Genomic DNA, 15,457 nt, shown 5'->3' with positions numbered 1-15,457 from the left:
CTGTAGCGACGTGACCGACAATGTGGCATCATGTCGGTCACGTCGATCGGCGGATGCCAGCACCAGTTGCAGGATGCCGTTTCCACCTCGGTGGTGTGCGTCCGCTGCGCACTTAGGAGAACGTGTGTAATGGCGGACGCACACCAAAAGTTGCTACTACCAGATGTGCACGCGATCTTGTGGAGCCAGCCAGAGTGCGTTATCCGGCGTAACGTCAAACGCCTGATAGAACAGGTCAACGTTTCGCGCTATGCCGTTGGTACGGCACTCCGAGGGAGAATGCGGATCGATCTGCAAGTACTGCTCGGTGAGCTCATCGCGCTGCTTAGTGCGCCAGATGGAGGCGTAGCTGAGGAAGAAGCGCTGCACACCAGTGAACCCATCCAGCACTGGGGCACTTGCCAGTGCCTGTTCAATGCCTTCTGCAGAGCTGTCAACCGGCTTGCCGGCGGCTTTATCCAGTGCGAATGCGTACGCCTTGAGTGAGATGTTGACGCCGCTCAGATCGCCGATGTTCTCGCCGATGGTAAGAGCGCCATTCACATGAGGCGCCTGATCGGGATTATCGGCATACTTGTCGAGCAGCTGGGAAGGGGTGAATGCATTGTACTGCTCAATCAGTGCGGCGGTAAGTTGTTGGAAATTCGCCTTATCTTCGGCGTTCCACCAATCGTGGAGCTTTCCGTCACCGTCGTACTGACTGCCCTGGTCGTCGAATCCGTGTCCGATTTCGTGTCCGATGACGGTGCCGATGCCGCCATAGTTGGCCGCGTCGTCCGCATCCGGATTGAAGAACGGAGGTTGCAGGATGGCCGCAGGGAACACGATGACGTTCATGGACGGGTCATAGTAGGCGTTTACCGTCTGCGCGTTCATTTCCCACTCTTCACGGTCCACAGGCTTGCCGACCTTGGAAAGCTGGATTCCATTCTCGAAGAAGGATGCCGCACGCAGATTCTCCACCAGAGAGGCATCGGCGCTCAGCGTGAGAGCGCTGTAGTCACGCCAGTGGTTGGTATAACCGATCATCGGAGTGAATTTAGAGAGTTTTTCCAATGCCTTGGCTTTAGTCTCCTCGCTCAGCCACGTGCTGTGCTCGATGGAGACGTGGTATGCATCGATAAGATTGGTGACGAGCTGTTCCACACGCTGCTTGGAGGTCTCGGGGAAGTGGCGCTTGACGTATTCGCGTCCGATGTCCTCGCCGCAGATGCCGTTAACCAAGGAGACACCGCGCTTCCAACGATCACGTTGTTGCGTGGTGCCGGAGAGTACACGACCATAGAAATCGAAGTGCGCCACATCAAAATCGTGGCTCAGCGCACTGGACCAGCCTCGGATAAGCGAAACCGAAGCCCACAGTTTCAAGTCTTCTAAGCTGGTGCGGTTCCAGAACGCGTCCAGACCGGAGAAGAAGCTCGGTTCGTGCACGATGGTCCTGGCCATTGCGGCTTTCAAATCAACCGGCTGAGTACTGCTCACCGTGGTGCCGTCATAAGACTGCTGCCACGCTTCAATCCATGCGGTAAGGTCGAAATGCTCGAGTGACTTGGCAAGCGCATCGAAGTCGGTGGGGTTGTAGGTCTGCTGGGAGTCACGCGTCTTCACATTGTCCCAATGGTGGGAGGCGATGGCGGTTTCCACTTCCAAGAAACGACTGGCTTGGGAAGATGCTTGACTGGCATCGGATGCACGGCCTGACAATTCCAGCAGCTTCGCCACCATGGCGGCGTACTGCTCGCGAACTGGCTGATACCGGTCTTCTCGATAATAAGCCTCATCGGGCAGTCCGATGCCGCCTTGTTCCAAGTGCAGAATATTCATCTCAGGATTGTCTGGGTCACCATACACGCCGAATCCAAACAAGCTCGGTCCGTCGGCAGGGTCGAGCGCGCCAAGCGCCCGAGTCAGGTCAATCTTGCTGTCTGCCTGATCGATGCGTTCCAAATCGGCGCTGATGGGCCCGATGCCCGCCTCTTCGATGGCATCGGTGTTCAGGAAAGAACGGTAGAGCGCCTGGGACTTGTGTGCCGGGCAGTCAGCATCCTCGAGAATGTCGCGAACCTGGCGTTCCGCATCCTCGGCGAGCTTGTCGAACGAACCGTAGCGGGCCCGGTCTTCGGGAAGGCTGTAGGTGTCCACCCACGGCCCGTTCACGAAACGGAATAAATCGTCTCCCGGTGTAATGACCGAAGAGAACGAGGAAGGATCAATACCTGAAATGTGAGAAGTAACCATGTCACCACTCTACGTGGCTTCGATGACACCGGCACCTGAGCATAGGTATGGCCCAACCTCGTGGCAGCACAGTGTTGCGGCGGGGCATTGTCGCTGTAGTTTCGATGTTGGGAACGCGCAGTAGGGTTAGAGGCATGATTGAACTGAAGACCCCCGCCGAGATAGAGGCGATGAAACCTGCCGGACGCCTTGTCGGCAGTATTTTGAAAGAGCTCAAGGAAGTCACCAAGGTCGGCACGAACCTGCTTGAGATTGACGACATCGTGCGCCAGCGCATCGAAAGCTGCAAAGGCGCCGAATCCTGCTATGTGGATTATGCGCCCGACTTCGGCACCGGCCCGTTCAAGCACTACATCTGCACCTCTGTCAACGATGCTGTGCTCCACGGTGTGCCCTACGACTACAACCTCAAGGAAGGGGACCTGCTCAGTCTCGATCTTGCCGTGAGCGTGAACGGTTGGTGCGGGGACTCCGCCATCAGCTTCGTGGTCGGAGCTCACCCTGATCCCGAAGATCTGCGTCTTATCAAATGCACCGAGGACGCACTTGTGGCAGGCATCGCCGCAGCTCAGCCGGGCAATCGTCTGGGCGACATTTCTTCTGCGGTGGGCGAGGTGGCTCATGAGCAGGGTTACAGTGTCAACCTTGAATTCGGCGGGCATGGCATCGGCCGTGTGATGCATGCCGATCCGCATGTAGCCAACGATGGTCGGGCGCATCACGGCTATAAGCTGCGTCCGGGCCTGACCATCGCCATCGAGCCGTGGTTTATGAAAACCACTGACGAAATCTACCAGGATCAGGGTGATGGCTGGACGCTGCGCAGTGCCGACGGTTCGCGCGGTGCTCACACCGAGCACACCATCGCCATCACGGAACACGGTCCTGAAATTCTCACAGTCCGCGAGTAGATAGGATACATTTTCTGCGCATAGTGCTTATTGGGTTGACTCTCATCATGCCCACGTAAGCGGAGCTTGATGAGAGTGCGCATGTATCAGGCTTTGCAGTCTGGCGATACTTACCGCATATGAGTAGATTCAAGCACGGCCTCTAGCAGCCCTTGCGAGTGCGAGATGGTTGCTAGAGGCCGATTTGTATTGCAGATTTTGGTTTTAGTTCTTGTGAAGTTTATCGTTGAGTTCGATACCTGTCTTGCGGTGGCGCGCTTCAATGGTGCCGGTCACGGAGTTGCGGATGAAGAGGATGTTGTCCTTGCCGGAAAGATCTGCACCCTTGACGATCTCCATCGGCTCTCCGGCAGCCAGCTTCGCCTTGTCGAACAGGGTGATTTTCGTACCGGCGGTGACATAGAGACCGGCCTCCACCACGCAGTTGTCGCCAAGACTGATGCCGATGCCTGAGTTTGCTCCAAGCAGGCTGTGTTCTCCGATGGAGTTGCGCAACTTGCCGCCACCCGAGAGAGTGCCCATGATTGAGGCACCGCCACCGACGTCGGAGCCGTCGCCCACCACCACGCCTTGCGATACACGGCCTTCGATCATGGAAGTGCCGAGCGTACCTGCGTTGAAATTGACGAATCCGGCATGCATCACGGTCGTGCCTGCGGCCAGATGTGCACCAAGGCGTACACGGTCGGCATCGCCTATGCGCACGCCTTCGGGCACCACGTAATCCACCATGCGCGGGAACTTGTCAATGCTGAGTACGGTCACGTCGTTGCCGGCAGCCATGGCGTCAAGTTTGCGTTGTGCAAAATTCGGCACGGCAAACGGACCCATATTCGTCCATACTACGTTGGAGAGTTCGGCGAAGATGCCGTCAAGGTTCAGTGTGTTCGGCGCAGCCAAGCGCATGCTGAGCAGATGCAGACGCAGATAGGCATCTGCGGCACCATTGACCGGGTCGTCAAGATTGGATTGCACGAACATGGCCTCACGGCGTATGCCTCGTGCATCCGCCTCATTGCGAACTAAAGTGCCGAAACGATGATTCGGCATCGAACTCTTGTCCGGTACTTCGCCGAGATGGGCTTCGGGGAACCACACATCCAGTGTTTCGCCTTGTTCGTCGATGGAGGCCAGACCCCAGCCCCACGCTTTGCGTTGTTCGTTCATACATCCTCCTGCAGGTATTGGCCGAAACGCGCACTGCCCGTTACGGAACTGATTACTGCTTAGTGTAGCGGTGCCGCGTGCCTACATCATAGTTCTTGCGGTATGTCTTTTGATCAAGTATGGGATTGATTCACAAGGCATGGCGAAATCAGGCGTCACAGATACAATGGCGAGCGTGAATGACTATAGGAATGAGCGGGAGCGGAGGGCGAGGCGCGAGCGAATGACGAAGCTGACGTGCATCGTCGTTGTGGTCGCCATGCTGCTGGCGGTGGTCGTTCCTGCGATATTCTCCGTGTTTTGATTGACTTGCCGGAACCGGCACAGATAATCGGTAGGCAGTGAGTAAGGGCGAATGATGGCAGATTTTGATTTTTCACAGAGCTTGGGCGAAGCGCGCACCAAGTTCGATTCGATATCCCAGGCGCTGGATGTGGATCGGTTGAAGTCCCAGATTGATGAGTTGGGACAGGAAGCAGCCAAACCGGATTTATGGGATGACACCGCGCACGCGCAGAAGGTGACCAGTCAGCTCTCGGCGCTGCAGGGACAGTTGAAGAAGCTGGAATCCATCGGAGCCAAGCTCGATGACGTGGAAACGTTGTTTGAGTTGGGGCAGGAAGAGGATGATGCCGATTCCATGGCGGAGGCCAAAGCGCAAGTGGCTGTCGTGCAGGCTGAGCTCGACCAGATGGAGATTCAGACGCTGCTTGACGGCGAGTATGACGAGCGTTCCGCTGTGGTGACGATTCGCTCGGGTGCCGGCGGCGTGGATGCGGCAGACTTCGCGCAAATGCTGCTGCGTATGTATCTTCGCTGGGCCGAGCGCAACGGCTATAAGGCGAAGGTGATGGATACCTCATACGCTGAAGAGGCGGGCATCAAATCGGCCACATTCCAAGTGGATGCGCCCTATGCGTATGGCAGACTCTCGGTGGAGGGAGGCACGCACCGTCTGGTGCGTATCTCGCCGTTTGACAATCAAGGCCGGCGTCAGACCAGTTTCGCGGCAGTTGAGGTCGTGCCTCTGGTGGAGGCCACCGACCATATTGATATTCCGGATTCAGATATTAGGGTAGATACGTACTGCTCGTCCGGTCCTGGCGGTCAGGGAGTGAACACCACGTATTCCGCGGTGCGCATTACCCATTTGCCCACGAATATTGTGGTGACGATGCAGGATGAGCGAAGCCAAATCCAGAATCGAGCCGCCGCCATGGCTGTGCTGCAATCCAGGCTGCTGGTGCTGCGCCATGAGGAAGAGGCTCGCAAGAAGAAGGAACTGGCCGGCGACATCAAAGCCAGTTGGGGTGATCAGATGCGTTCCTACGTGCTGCACCCTTACCAGATGGTCAAGGATTTGCGTACCGGTTTTGAAACCGCGCAGACTCAAGCGGTGTTTGACGGTGACATCGATGGATTCATCGATGCCGGCATTCGCTGGCGGCATGAACAGCGGCGGCAGACTGCCGAGAGCTAGCGTATTCACCCTGAAACAAGGGAAGAATGCACCGGTGAACTCACATAGTTCATCAGGTATTTGGGCAGATATGTATGCGGTACCGTCAGGTGTCGTGAAGTTGTAGTGTTATGGGTTGTATGGATTACACAGGCAACGCCTGTCAGGCCGGAGTTCAGGGTACATCTCGTACCGGGGCTTCTTCCGAACTGAAGGAGAGCGGATGGCGCTAATCACACTGGACAAGGTCACGAAGATTTATCCGAAGGGCACCAGAGCAGCACTGGACTCGATCGATCTGAACATCGATCGAGGAGACTTCGTCTTCTTGGTGGGTGCTTCGGGCTCAGGCAAGACAACGCTGCTGAGTTTGTTGTTGCGAGAAGAAGAAGCCACCGACGGGGAGATTCGTGTGGCCGGCAGTGATCTGCGACGTTTGACGTCCCGTCAGGTGCCGCAGTACCGGCGTTCCATAGGGTTCGTGTTCCAGGATTACAAGCTGCTCAACAACAAGACCGTGTGGCAGAATGTCGCGTTTGCCTTGGAAGTGATCGGCACCAATCGGTCCACGATTCGCTCCTTGGTGCCCAAAGTGTTGGAAACAGTTGGTTTGAGCGGCAAAGAGCGGAGTTATCCTCATGAGCTTTCTGGTGGAGAGGCGCAGCGAGTGGCCATTGCTCGCGCCTATGTGAACCATCCGCAGTTGCTGTTGGCCGATGAGCCTACAGGAAACCTCGACCCCACCACTTCGCTTGGCATCATGGAGGTGCTCGATGCCATCAACCGTACCGGCACCACGATTGTGATGGCCACGCACAACGAGGAAATCGTCAACTCGATGCGCAAGCGCGTCGTAGAGCTGCATAACGGCAAGATTGTGCGTAACGAGGCTCATGGTTCCTATGATTCGGCTCTGTACTTCCCGGATGCCGAAGTGGAGTCGAAAGCCGCGCAGGTCATCGACCCGGTGATGCATAACTCCGTACCGGTTCCTGCTGCAGCGGCTCCAAGCAGGGCGCAGGCGCCACAAGACTCAGTATCTGCGGTGCAGCCATTGCAAGTGCAGCAGACGATGCAGGGGACTCAGGCGGCACCGGCAATGCAAACAGCACAGACGGATAATCGTTCTGTGCGACGGCGCAATCGTTCCGAAGACACTCGTCAGGCTATGGATGCGGTAGTTGATGCGGTAAATGCTACTGCCAGCGGCGATGATGGTATTGCCAGATTGGCCAACTCAGTGCACTCAGGCAGAACAGGGCGGTACGGCGAAGTGTTCCAATCAGCTGAGACCACGATGACATGGGGGCGCGGCATCGGCGATTTGAAGCCCAAGGGTGGCGCTCGCAAAGCTGGTGCAGAGACTTCCATGAAAGAGCAAGTTCAGCAGCATGTCAAAGAAGAAAACGGGGTACGGAACGAGTCTGCTGCGCGTCATGCCGAGAATGGGAGAACTGCTCGCAGCCAATCAAATGGTTCGGCAGAGCGACAGCAGGGTACAGATAGAGGAGAAGGTCAGCAATGAGATTGCGGTTCATTATTTCGGAAACATGGACGAGCCTTCGTCAAAATGTCTCCATGATTTTATCGGTGATGCTGGTCACCTTCATCTCTTTCGTTTTCATCGGTGCTTCAGCGCTCATGCAGGCCCAGGTTACCAAGGCCAAGGGCGACTGGTACAAGGAAGTAGAAGTCGTGGTGTGGCTGTGCCCGGATGGCACCAGCCAAGTGGCCAACTGCTCCAGTGGCAAGGCTCCAACGCAAGGGGAAATTGTTGATCTGGAGAACAAAATCAACAGTGATCTGAGCGATGTGGTATCCAAAATCACCTATCAGAGCCGCGATGAGTTCTACAAGAACACGTTCCTCAAACAGTACCCGGATGGCGTCTATCAAGGACGGACCTTGACCGCGGCCGACATGCAGGATTCTCTGCGGCTCAAACTCAAGGATCCCACAAAATACCAAGAGGTGTCTGAGATACTCACCGGCAAAACGGGAGTGGAGGAAGTGCTGGATCAGCGTCAGATATTCGACCCCGTGTTCAGCATACTGAACAAAGCGACAGCAGTCACTGTTGTGCTGGCTGTGGTAATGGTGATCGTTGCGGTGCTGCTGACCGGCACGACCATCCGCATGAGTGCGGCGAGCCGAAAGAACGAGACTGAGATCATGCGGTTTGTTGGCGCTTCGAACTGGACGATACGATTGCCGTTCATCCTAGAAGGTGTATTTGCATCACTCCTAGGATCGGTGTTGGCATCCGCGGCGCTGAGCGCCATTGTACAAGTGTTCATCACCGATGGCATCGCCAAATCGGTGCAATGGATGCCGTTCATTGACCAGACCACAGTGTGGTTGACGGCGCCTGCGCTGATTGTGGGTGCCGCCGTGCTTTCGGCCATTGCCTCCGCAATATCGCTGCGACGTTATCTGAAGGTATGAGTTGTTGCCTCGAAATGTTGCAATTGCTCGTGCGACACGGGTTCAAGCTTAGTCCTGTACAATGGGTGCTTAGTTGCATAAGGATGGTGAATTTCTATGGGTAGGATGCGGCGTGTGAATGTGGTGGCTGGTTTGTTGGTGTCGGCTGTCACAGTGTTGAGTTCGGGTGCGTTCGTGTTGTCGGCTGGTGTGCCGCAGGCGCGGGCCAGTGTGGTGAATGAGTATCAGCAGCGTGTGGCTGAGCAGGCTGATTTGAAGAAGCAGTTGGCTGGTGTGAATCAGGATTTGGCGAATCAGATTCTGCAGCTTGATGATTTGACGTCCAATAAGATTCCTGATGCTCAGGCTGATGCTCAGAAGGCTGAGGATTCTGCGTCGCAGGCGAAGAGTCTGGCTCAGTCCACGTCGGATAGGTTGGCTGCTGCGAAGAAGGATAAGGCTAATCTGGAGCAGCAGATCAGGCAGACCGGTGCTGATTATGATGATGCCAAGGCCGGTGTGGCTCAGCAGGCTCGGGATAGTTTTCATGGTTCCGAGGCGTCGACGGTGATGGATGTGGTGACGAAGTCTTCTACGACGCAGGATTTTGTTGATAAGATGCAGTCTTCTGCTGCGGTGACTCGTAGTGAGGCTAATGCGGCTGCAGACGATGCCGTGACGTTGAACACTTCACAGAATCGTAAGCAGCGGTTGTCTGCTATTGAGCGGGAGATTGGGAAGTTGAAGAGTCAGGCTGATGTGCAGGCGGCTTCGGCTCAGCAGGCGTATGATGCTGCTTCTGCTAAGCAGGCGAGTTTGCAGGCGTTGCGTGATCAGAGTGCTGCTGCTCGTGAGAGGTTGGAGTCTCAGAAGAGTCAGTTGACGAGTGCTTCTGCCAGGCAGGCTGCTGATATTACGATTTTGGGTGCGAAGATCGACCAGATGAACCAAAGTGTAGCTCCGCAGTACACCACTGTAAACGCCCACTCAGGAGGAGCACAGCAGGTTTCTACAGGGAAGGCGCCAGCTCAAGTCGCTCCTGCGCCTAGTGCCCCCTCAGCTGGTTATGCTGGTCATCCGTCAGGTGATTCTGGTCAAGGTTATAGCTCGTACCCAGGGCGAAATTGCACATTGTGGGCTTATATACGCCGTCACCAGCTTGGATTGCCTGTAGGTGATTATTTTGGTAATGGCGCACAGTGGGCAGATTCTGCGCGGCGTAAAGGGTATAGTGTTGATCGTACTCCGCGAGAAGTCGGCGACATAGTGGTGTTTGCTGCTGGACAAAGTGTAGGCGGACATTGGACTGCTGATTCTACTTGTGGGCATGTGGCGATTGTGGAGGGTATCTTCAGCAACTCGATTGTGATTTCTGAAGGCGGCAAGGGTTTTGCGACCTTCCCGGCACGTGAGACTTTGACTGGTAATTTGGGAGCTTATGAGTATATTCATCGCTGATTACTCAGATAGGTTTATAGGGCATTGAGTTGAAAGTACGTCACTGCTACGTGGTGGTGTTTGCTGCATGTCAATCATGTACAGTTGGGATAAGAGATACCGTCTTAGACAGAGTAGTGGACACAAGGTTGGGGACAAGTATGGCGAATAACAAACAGCCTATTGAGGTGAATGTTGCACAGAATCGCAGAGCGCGCCATGACTATGTTATTGAAGACACTTACGAAGCAGGTGTGGCTCTGACTGGAACTGAGGTGAAGTCGCTGCGTGAGGGCAGGGCTTCGCTGGCAGAGTCATTTGTTTCCATCGACAGGCGTGGCGAAGTATGGCTGGAGAATGCCAACATTCCTGAGTACTTTAACGGTACATGGAACAATCACGCTCCCAAGCGTAAGCGCAAGTTGTTGCTGCATGCTGCTCAGATAGCCAAACTCAGCCGGCAGACCGATGCCAAGGGATATACTGTTGTGCCGTTGCGCTTGTACTTCAAAGGAAGCAGAGTGAAAGTCGAGGTTGCTCTAGCTCGAGGTAAGAAAGAATATGACAAGCGACAAGCCTTGCGTGAGGAACAAGATAAGCGCGAGGCCCTGCGTGTGATGAGGTATAAGAACCGTCTTCCATATTGATTGCAGCATAATTGGGAACACCAGTTCACCTCATATTGAATGTCTGGATGTAACAAGTGTTGTCGAGTTGAATTAGTTTATGTAATATAGATCACATGTGCAACATAGTGTTGTGCACGGTCGCCAGAAGTTGAGAGCGATGCAACGCAGTTTCTTAATAGCATGTTAAGGATGTCCCATGTCAAAAAGACACGTAGGATTAATGAAAAAATTAGCAGCCAGTATTGCCGCAGGTACAACGTTACTTGCGTCATTTGTGGCATCCGCAACTTCTGCACAAGCAGATGATGTTTCCCAGTCGACAATCTCGAGTAACGCGGTGTCTGCCAAGACGGCATGCGTACCTGATAAGTCTACGGTGCGTCAATGCTTCCCCGATCCTAACTTTGCTGAATTGATGTCGTGGTTTACTAATACAAAATCAGATAGTATTTTGACCAGTAAAGCGATATCTAAAGTAACATATATCGATACAGTGTTCACTGGTCCTAATCCTCATCCGAGTTGGGAATTAATTAGTGCAATTAAGAGTATTGAGGGTATACAAGTATTCACGAGCTTAACAAGTATACACTTTATTGGAACGCAAGTATCTGATCTGACTCCTCTTCGTGATTTACGGAAGCTCACATACTTAGATTTGAGTGACAACCGTATTAGCAATATTGATGCATTGCAAGGTTTAACAGGTCTAACGGTATTGTTTATCAAAAATAATCAGATTCGGAATATTCTGCCTTTGAAAACATTACTCGAATCAATGAAACCTGTTGCAAGGCTCGATCTCGATATTAGTTATAATCCGATTACTGATTTTTCTCCTATTCAGGGGTCAGCATGCCAAAGTAAAATCAGCAATATACAATTTGGTGTCACTCCTAAGAAACTAGCAGGTAATCTTCGATACGACACGGCCAGTCAGGTAGTGTCGGAAGCTTTTCCTGGCAAGTCCTCGACAGTGATACTGGCGAGCGGCGATAACTATCCTGATGCGTTGTCTGCTGCCGGTCTGGCAGGTGGATTAAACGCCCCAGTGATGCTCACGGATCCAGCAACTTTGTCAGTACAAGCCAAGAGCCAGATTACTCGTCTAAAGCCGTCCCGCGTAATTATTGCCGGTGGTACCGGTGCGGTCTCGGCACAAGTGGAACGTTCGGTTGCTGGTTTGGTTCCAGCGAATGGCGTGGTTCGTATAGCAGGAAGCACAAGGTACGATACAGCTGCCAAGATTTATGAGCAAGGTGCTTCCACCTTTGGTGTGAAGTGGTCTGATACTGCCATTGTGACTACAGGCGGTGGATTTGCGGATGCGCTTTCCATATCTCCCTACGCATATGCAAAGAAATCTCCTATTTTCCTTGCTGACAGTAACTCTGGGTTGGATGCTAAAACGGTTGCCGACATCAAAGCACGCGGGTTTAATCGAGTAGTGGTGCTCGGTGGTACTGGAGCAGTTCCGTCAAAGGTGGAATCGCAAGTGCGCTCCGCTGGTGTGCGCAGTGTGGACCGGGTTCAGGGCGCAACTCGATATGCCACTAGTGGGGCAATTGCCAAGTATGCAGTCAAAGACGGTACACTAGGCTTCTCAAACCCAGTATTTGCAACGGGTGCTAATTTCCCGGATGCTCTTGTTGGTAGTGCTCTTGCTGGTTCTAAAAAGTCAGTGTTGGTGCTTACTAATCCAGATAAGTGGGACGATAGCGATGTCAAAGCGACGCTGAACTGGATGGGTCAAAGTAAATTCAGTATCAAACAGGCGTATCTGCTCGGCGGTATTCTGGGTGGTGATATTTGTGGCAGTCTAGGTTTGCCGTTGTCCGCCGCATAGTTGCTATAAATAAATTGCAAAGTGTTGAGGGTGTCCAGCAATGAAGAGCTGGACACTCTGCTCATATTAGATCGGCAATGGTGCCTGGTCGGGAATCTTTTCCATTAGGTGTGAGTGGATGTAGTGATGTGCCGTCGAGCTTGTATAAGCTGTGTATGAAGCAGCTCTAAATGATCAAAATATGTGGTGGTGTGAATATTGATATGAGTATGAATAAATATTCTTTCTTGTGGATAGTATGTGTTATGCTTGAGTGAACGGTAATACAGATTTGCTAGGGGAGAGGTGGTATATGGTTCGGCAATATGTAAAAAACATATGCGCTGCAGCAAGTGCATTGGCGTTGTTGGGATCTCTAGGAGCGTGCGGTACCTCTGACGCCCGAGGTGCGAATGCCACTATTCCTGGCTACGATGTGAGCCATATAGCTGCAGACCCGGAGGTCATGGCGAAAGTGCCGAAGGAGATCGCCGAAGACGGCATATTGACCGTGGGCAGTGAAACAACTTATGCGCCTGTGGAGTTCGTGGCGCAAGACGGCAAAACGTCCGTCGGTTTTGAGATTGACATCGCCAAGGCCATAGCCAAGGTGATGGGATTGCGTGAGCAGACAATCTACACTCCGTTTGATTCCGCCATTCCAGGAATCGGATATAAATACGATGTAGGCGTCTCCGGTTTTACCATCACTCCAGATCGTATGGAGGTTGTGGATTTCATCACCGATTATGCCGGTGGCTCACGGTTTGTCACGCAGCAGGGCAACCCACGCAAGGTGGATATCAATCACCTGTGCGGTACAACCGTTGCCGTGCAGACAGGCACCATGCAAGAAGAAGATTTGCTTGATGCTAAGCAACAATGCAAAGTCAAACAGGATAAGCCACTGCACGTTCAATCAATGAGCTTGCAAACCGACGTAACCACTGCGGTGACAACCGGCAAAGCCGATGCTTTCTATTCGGACGCTACAGTTGGCGGATACGCGGTACAGCAAACCGGGAAATCATTGCAAGAACTCGGCAGTCAAATTGGTGTCATCCCGCAAGCCATAGCTGTGAAGAAAGGGGATACTGCAGCGGCCAAAGCCATGCAAGCCGCCCTTAATAAGCTGATTGACGATGGCACGTATATGAAAATCCTCAAATATTGGGGCGTGGAGTCCGGAGCTATTGAGCGGGCGGAGATCAATCCTGAGGTGGATGATGACTGATGCTCAGACGTGTATCGAGACCGAGGGAAGTCCTTGCGCGATTCGTTTGGCTAGACGACGATGTGCGTGTGGATCCGCTTATCGGGGTTTAGAGCGACATTCAAGAGCGGGCTGACGAGCAATCAACCGTTACAAGGTTCATCCGCAGTGGCATAAGTAACGTCACTTCCAATAATTATCCGTTTCTTTATCTACAGCAACACTACATACCGCGTATTGCTTTGAGCGGTCACCTAAGAAAGAAGGCGCCATGCATCATCAGCGTACCCAGCAATCAGAGATACCGAATCCCATCGAGGCGTTGCCGGTCAAGCGTCCTGGGTCTATCGTCGCCGGCGTCATCGTGGCTTTGCTGGCGCTCGGACTGGCACACGGATTGGTCACGAACGACAAGCTCGAATGGCCGGTAGTTTGGCATTACCTGTTTGACGAGAATGTGTTGGACGGCATCGGCTGGACATTGATTCTCACCGTTGGTGCCATGATAATAGCCATAGTGCTGGCAGTCGTGCTGGCCGTGATGCGCAAATCAGTGAACCCGGTACTGCGCGGTGTCAGCTGGTTCTACATCTGGTTCTTCCGTGGCACGCCTGTCTATACGCAGCTGGTGTTCTGGGGGCTGTTCGTAGTGCTGGTGCCGAGGATCTCCTTAGGTATTCCTTTCACGGATATCACGTTCTGGTCAATCAGTTCGCAAGACCTGAACAATCTCATCGAGCCTGGCTTCTTGGCGGCACTGCTGGGACTGTCCCTCAATGAAGCGGCTTACCTCGCGGAAATCGTGCGCACCGGCCTCGATGCGGTTGACCTAGGCCAAGAAGAAGCCGCGCAGGCGTTGGGTATGAGTAGCGGTCAGATTATGCGCCGCATCATTTTGCCGCAGGCTATGCGTATCATCGTGCCGCCAACAGGCAATGAGACCATCGGTATGCTCAAAACCACCTCACTGGTCATGGCCATTCCTTTCACCCTTGAACTGCAGTTTGCCACCACCACCATTGCGAATCGCATCTACAAGCCCATTCCGTTGCTACTGGTGGCCGGTATCTGGTACCTGCTCATTACCTCGGTGCTCATGGTACTGCAGTCCAGGTTGGAAAAATATTTCGGCAAAGGGTTCAGTAAGCAGAGCAGCGTACAAACTGACGGTGCTGCATCAGCGGGTGAATCGAATGTCGAACCCGGCAACATCGCCGCTTCGGACAAGACGGTAGATAGCGCATTTCTCGGTTTGAATGCATAAGAAAGGCTTTAACATGTCAACAGCAACAGTACAGCCTAGTAAGGCAGCAGTGGCAGAACAACAAACCGGCAGCGGGAACGCCACGGTTCCCGCAGTCAAGGCTCGAGGGGTACACAAGGCATTCGGCTCAGTGCATGTACTTAAAGGCGTTGATTTGACCGTCGAACCAGGCACCGTAACCGTGATTCTCGGCCCCTCTGGATCGGGAAAATCAACCATGCTGAGGCTTATCAACCAACTGGAGACCTTGAGCGCCGGCAGTATCGAAGTCAACGGTGAACTCATGGGCTTCAAGCATGTCAATCGCGGTGGGGAAGACAAGCTGCAGACGCTCAATGAAAAAGAGGTGGCTGCGCAGCGAGCACAGTTGGGTATGGTATTCCAACGTTTCAATCTCTTCCCGCACATGACCGCTCTGGAGAATGTGATGGAAGCGCCGGTCCATGTAGCCAAAGTGCCCAAAGCACAAGCGCAGGAGCAAGCGCTCAAAGAATTGAAGAGAGTCGGGCTGGCTGATCGTGCTGACTATTATCCGATGCAGCTCTCAGGCGGACAGCAGCAGCGCGTGGCCATCGCCAGAGCTCTTGCCATGAATCCCAAGATTATGTTGTTCGACGAGCCTACTTCTGCGCTCGACCCCGAGCTGGTCGGCGAAGTGCTCAAAGTGATGCGCGGCCTGGCTGATGACGGCATGACCATGATCGTAGTGACTCACGAGATCGGCTTCGCCAAGGAAGTGGCCGATCAGGTCGTCTTCATGGATGGCGGTGTGGTGGTGGAGCACGGTGGCTCCGACATTATCGATCATCCGGATAGTACCCGGTTCGCTGAGTTCCTGAACCACGTGTTGTAGTCAGATTCTCTTAAGCGCTGTGACATGACTCTCATGA

Annotated in this window: 12 protein-coding genes and 1 pseudogene; 11 read left to right on the top strand and 2 right to left on the bottom strand. The window is 53.6% G+C overall.

Annotated elements, in window-relative coordinates:
* Positions 1-156 precede the first annotated feature (156 nt).
* On the bottom strand, positions 157-2,238 hold the full coding sequence (locus tag ACSYSO_RS06225) for a M13 family metallopeptidase (protein WP_489760450.1): 2,082 nt from the start codon (positions 2,236-2,238) through the stop codon (positions 157-159).
* Between the two features lie 134 nt (positions 2,239-2,372).
* Between ACSYSO_RS06225 and map the strand changes: the two genes are divergently transcribed.
* Entirely contained in the window at positions 2,373-3,149 is a 777-nt protein-coding gene (gene map / locus ACSYSO_RS06220; RefSeq protein WP_489760448.1) for a type I methionyl aminopeptidase, read from the top strand.
* A 204-nt stretch (positions 3,150-3,353) separates the two neighbouring features.
* Here the strand turns inward: map and dapD are convergent, their stop codons facing one another.
* Entirely contained in the window at positions 3,354-4,316 is a 963-nt protein-coding gene (dapD, locus tag ACSYSO_RS06215; RefSeq protein ID WP_489760446.1) for a 2,3,4,5-tetrahydropyridine-2,6-dicarboxylate N-succinyltransferase, read from the bottom strand.
* Positions 4,317-4,491: 175 nt separating this feature from the next.
* On the opposite strand from dapD, the gene ACSYSO_RS06210 reads away from it, so the two are divergent.
* The 10 genes and pseudogenes from ACSYSO_RS06210 (at position 4,492) to ACSYSO_RS06165 (ending at position 15,420) form a co-directional block, all read left to right on the top strand.
* Positions 4,492-4,620: a hypothetical protein gene (locus ACSYSO_RS06210; protein ID WP_491701703.1), complete on the top strand. Its 129-nt coding sequence runs from the start codon at positions 4,492-4,494 to the stop codon at positions 4,618-4,620.
* Between the two features lie 54 nt (positions 4,621-4,674).
* Positions 4,675-5,796 carry a peptide chain release factor 2 gene (gene prfB, locus ACSYSO_RS06205; RefSeq protein WP_489760482.1) on the top strand — a complete coding sequence of 374 codons (1,122 nt, stop codon included), beginning with the start codon at positions 4,675-4,677 and terminating at the stop codon, positions 5,794-5,796.
* Positions 5,797-5,998: 202 nt separating this feature from the next.
* Positions 5,999-7,091: pseudogene (gene ftsE, locus ACSYSO_RS06200) on the top strand (cell division ATP-binding protein FtsE); the annotation flags it as partial.
* A gap of 205 nt (positions 7,092-7,296) precedes the next feature.
* Positions 7,297-8,220 (top strand): permease-like cell division protein FtsX, encoded by a 924-nt coding sequence (ftsX, locus tag ACSYSO_RS06195; protein ID WP_489760445.1) that lies wholly within the window; start codon positions 7,297-7,299, stop codon positions 8,218-8,220.
* 96 nt (positions 8,221-8,316) lie between these two features.
* Entirely contained in the window at positions 8,317-9,657 is a 1,341-nt protein-coding gene (locus ACSYSO_RS06190) for a CHAP domain-containing protein (RefSeq protein ID WP_489760444.1), read from the top strand.
* A 140-nt stretch (positions 9,658-9,797) separates the two neighbouring features.
* The gene (smpB, locus tag ACSYSO_RS06185; protein ID WP_489760442.1) at positions 9,798-10,283 is read left to right on the top strand and encodes an SsrA-binding protein SmpB; all 486 of its coding nucleotides are present in this window, start codon (positions 9,798-9,800) and stop codon (positions 10,281-10,283) included.
* A gap of 202 nt (positions 10,284-10,485) precedes the next feature.
* A complete protein-coding gene (locus ACSYSO_RS06180) occupies positions 10,486-12,111 on the top strand; it encodes a cell wall-binding repeat-containing protein (protein ID WP_489760440.1) in 1,626 nt (541 codons plus the stop codon).
* A 292-nt stretch (positions 12,112-12,403) separates the two neighbouring features.
* Positions 12,404-13,324: an ABC transporter substrate-binding protein gene (locus ACSYSO_RS06175; RefSeq protein ID WP_489760439.1), complete on the top strand. Its 921-nt coding sequence runs from the start codon at positions 12,404-12,406 to the stop codon at positions 13,322-13,324.
* A gap of 250 nt (positions 13,325-13,574) precedes the next feature.
* Positions 13,575-14,567 carry an amino acid ABC transporter permease gene (locus tag ACSYSO_RS06170; protein ID WP_489760437.1) on the top strand — a complete coding sequence of 331 codons (993 nt, stop codon included), beginning with the start codon at positions 13,575-13,577 and terminating at the stop codon, positions 14,565-14,567.
* Between the two features lie 13 nt (positions 14,568-14,580).
* Positions 14,581-15,420, top strand: a complete 840-nt coding sequence (locus ACSYSO_RS06165; protein WP_491701702.1) for an amino acid ABC transporter ATP-binding protein — start codon at positions 14,581-14,583, stop codon at positions 15,418-15,420.
* Positions 15,421-15,457 lie beyond the last annotated feature (37 nt).

The sequence above is a fragment of the Bifidobacterium sp. ESL1130 genome (assembly GCF_058507935.1).
The sequence above is the reverse complement of the archived record's forward strand: the minus strand, read 5'-3'. Positions and strand labels throughout refer to the sequence as shown.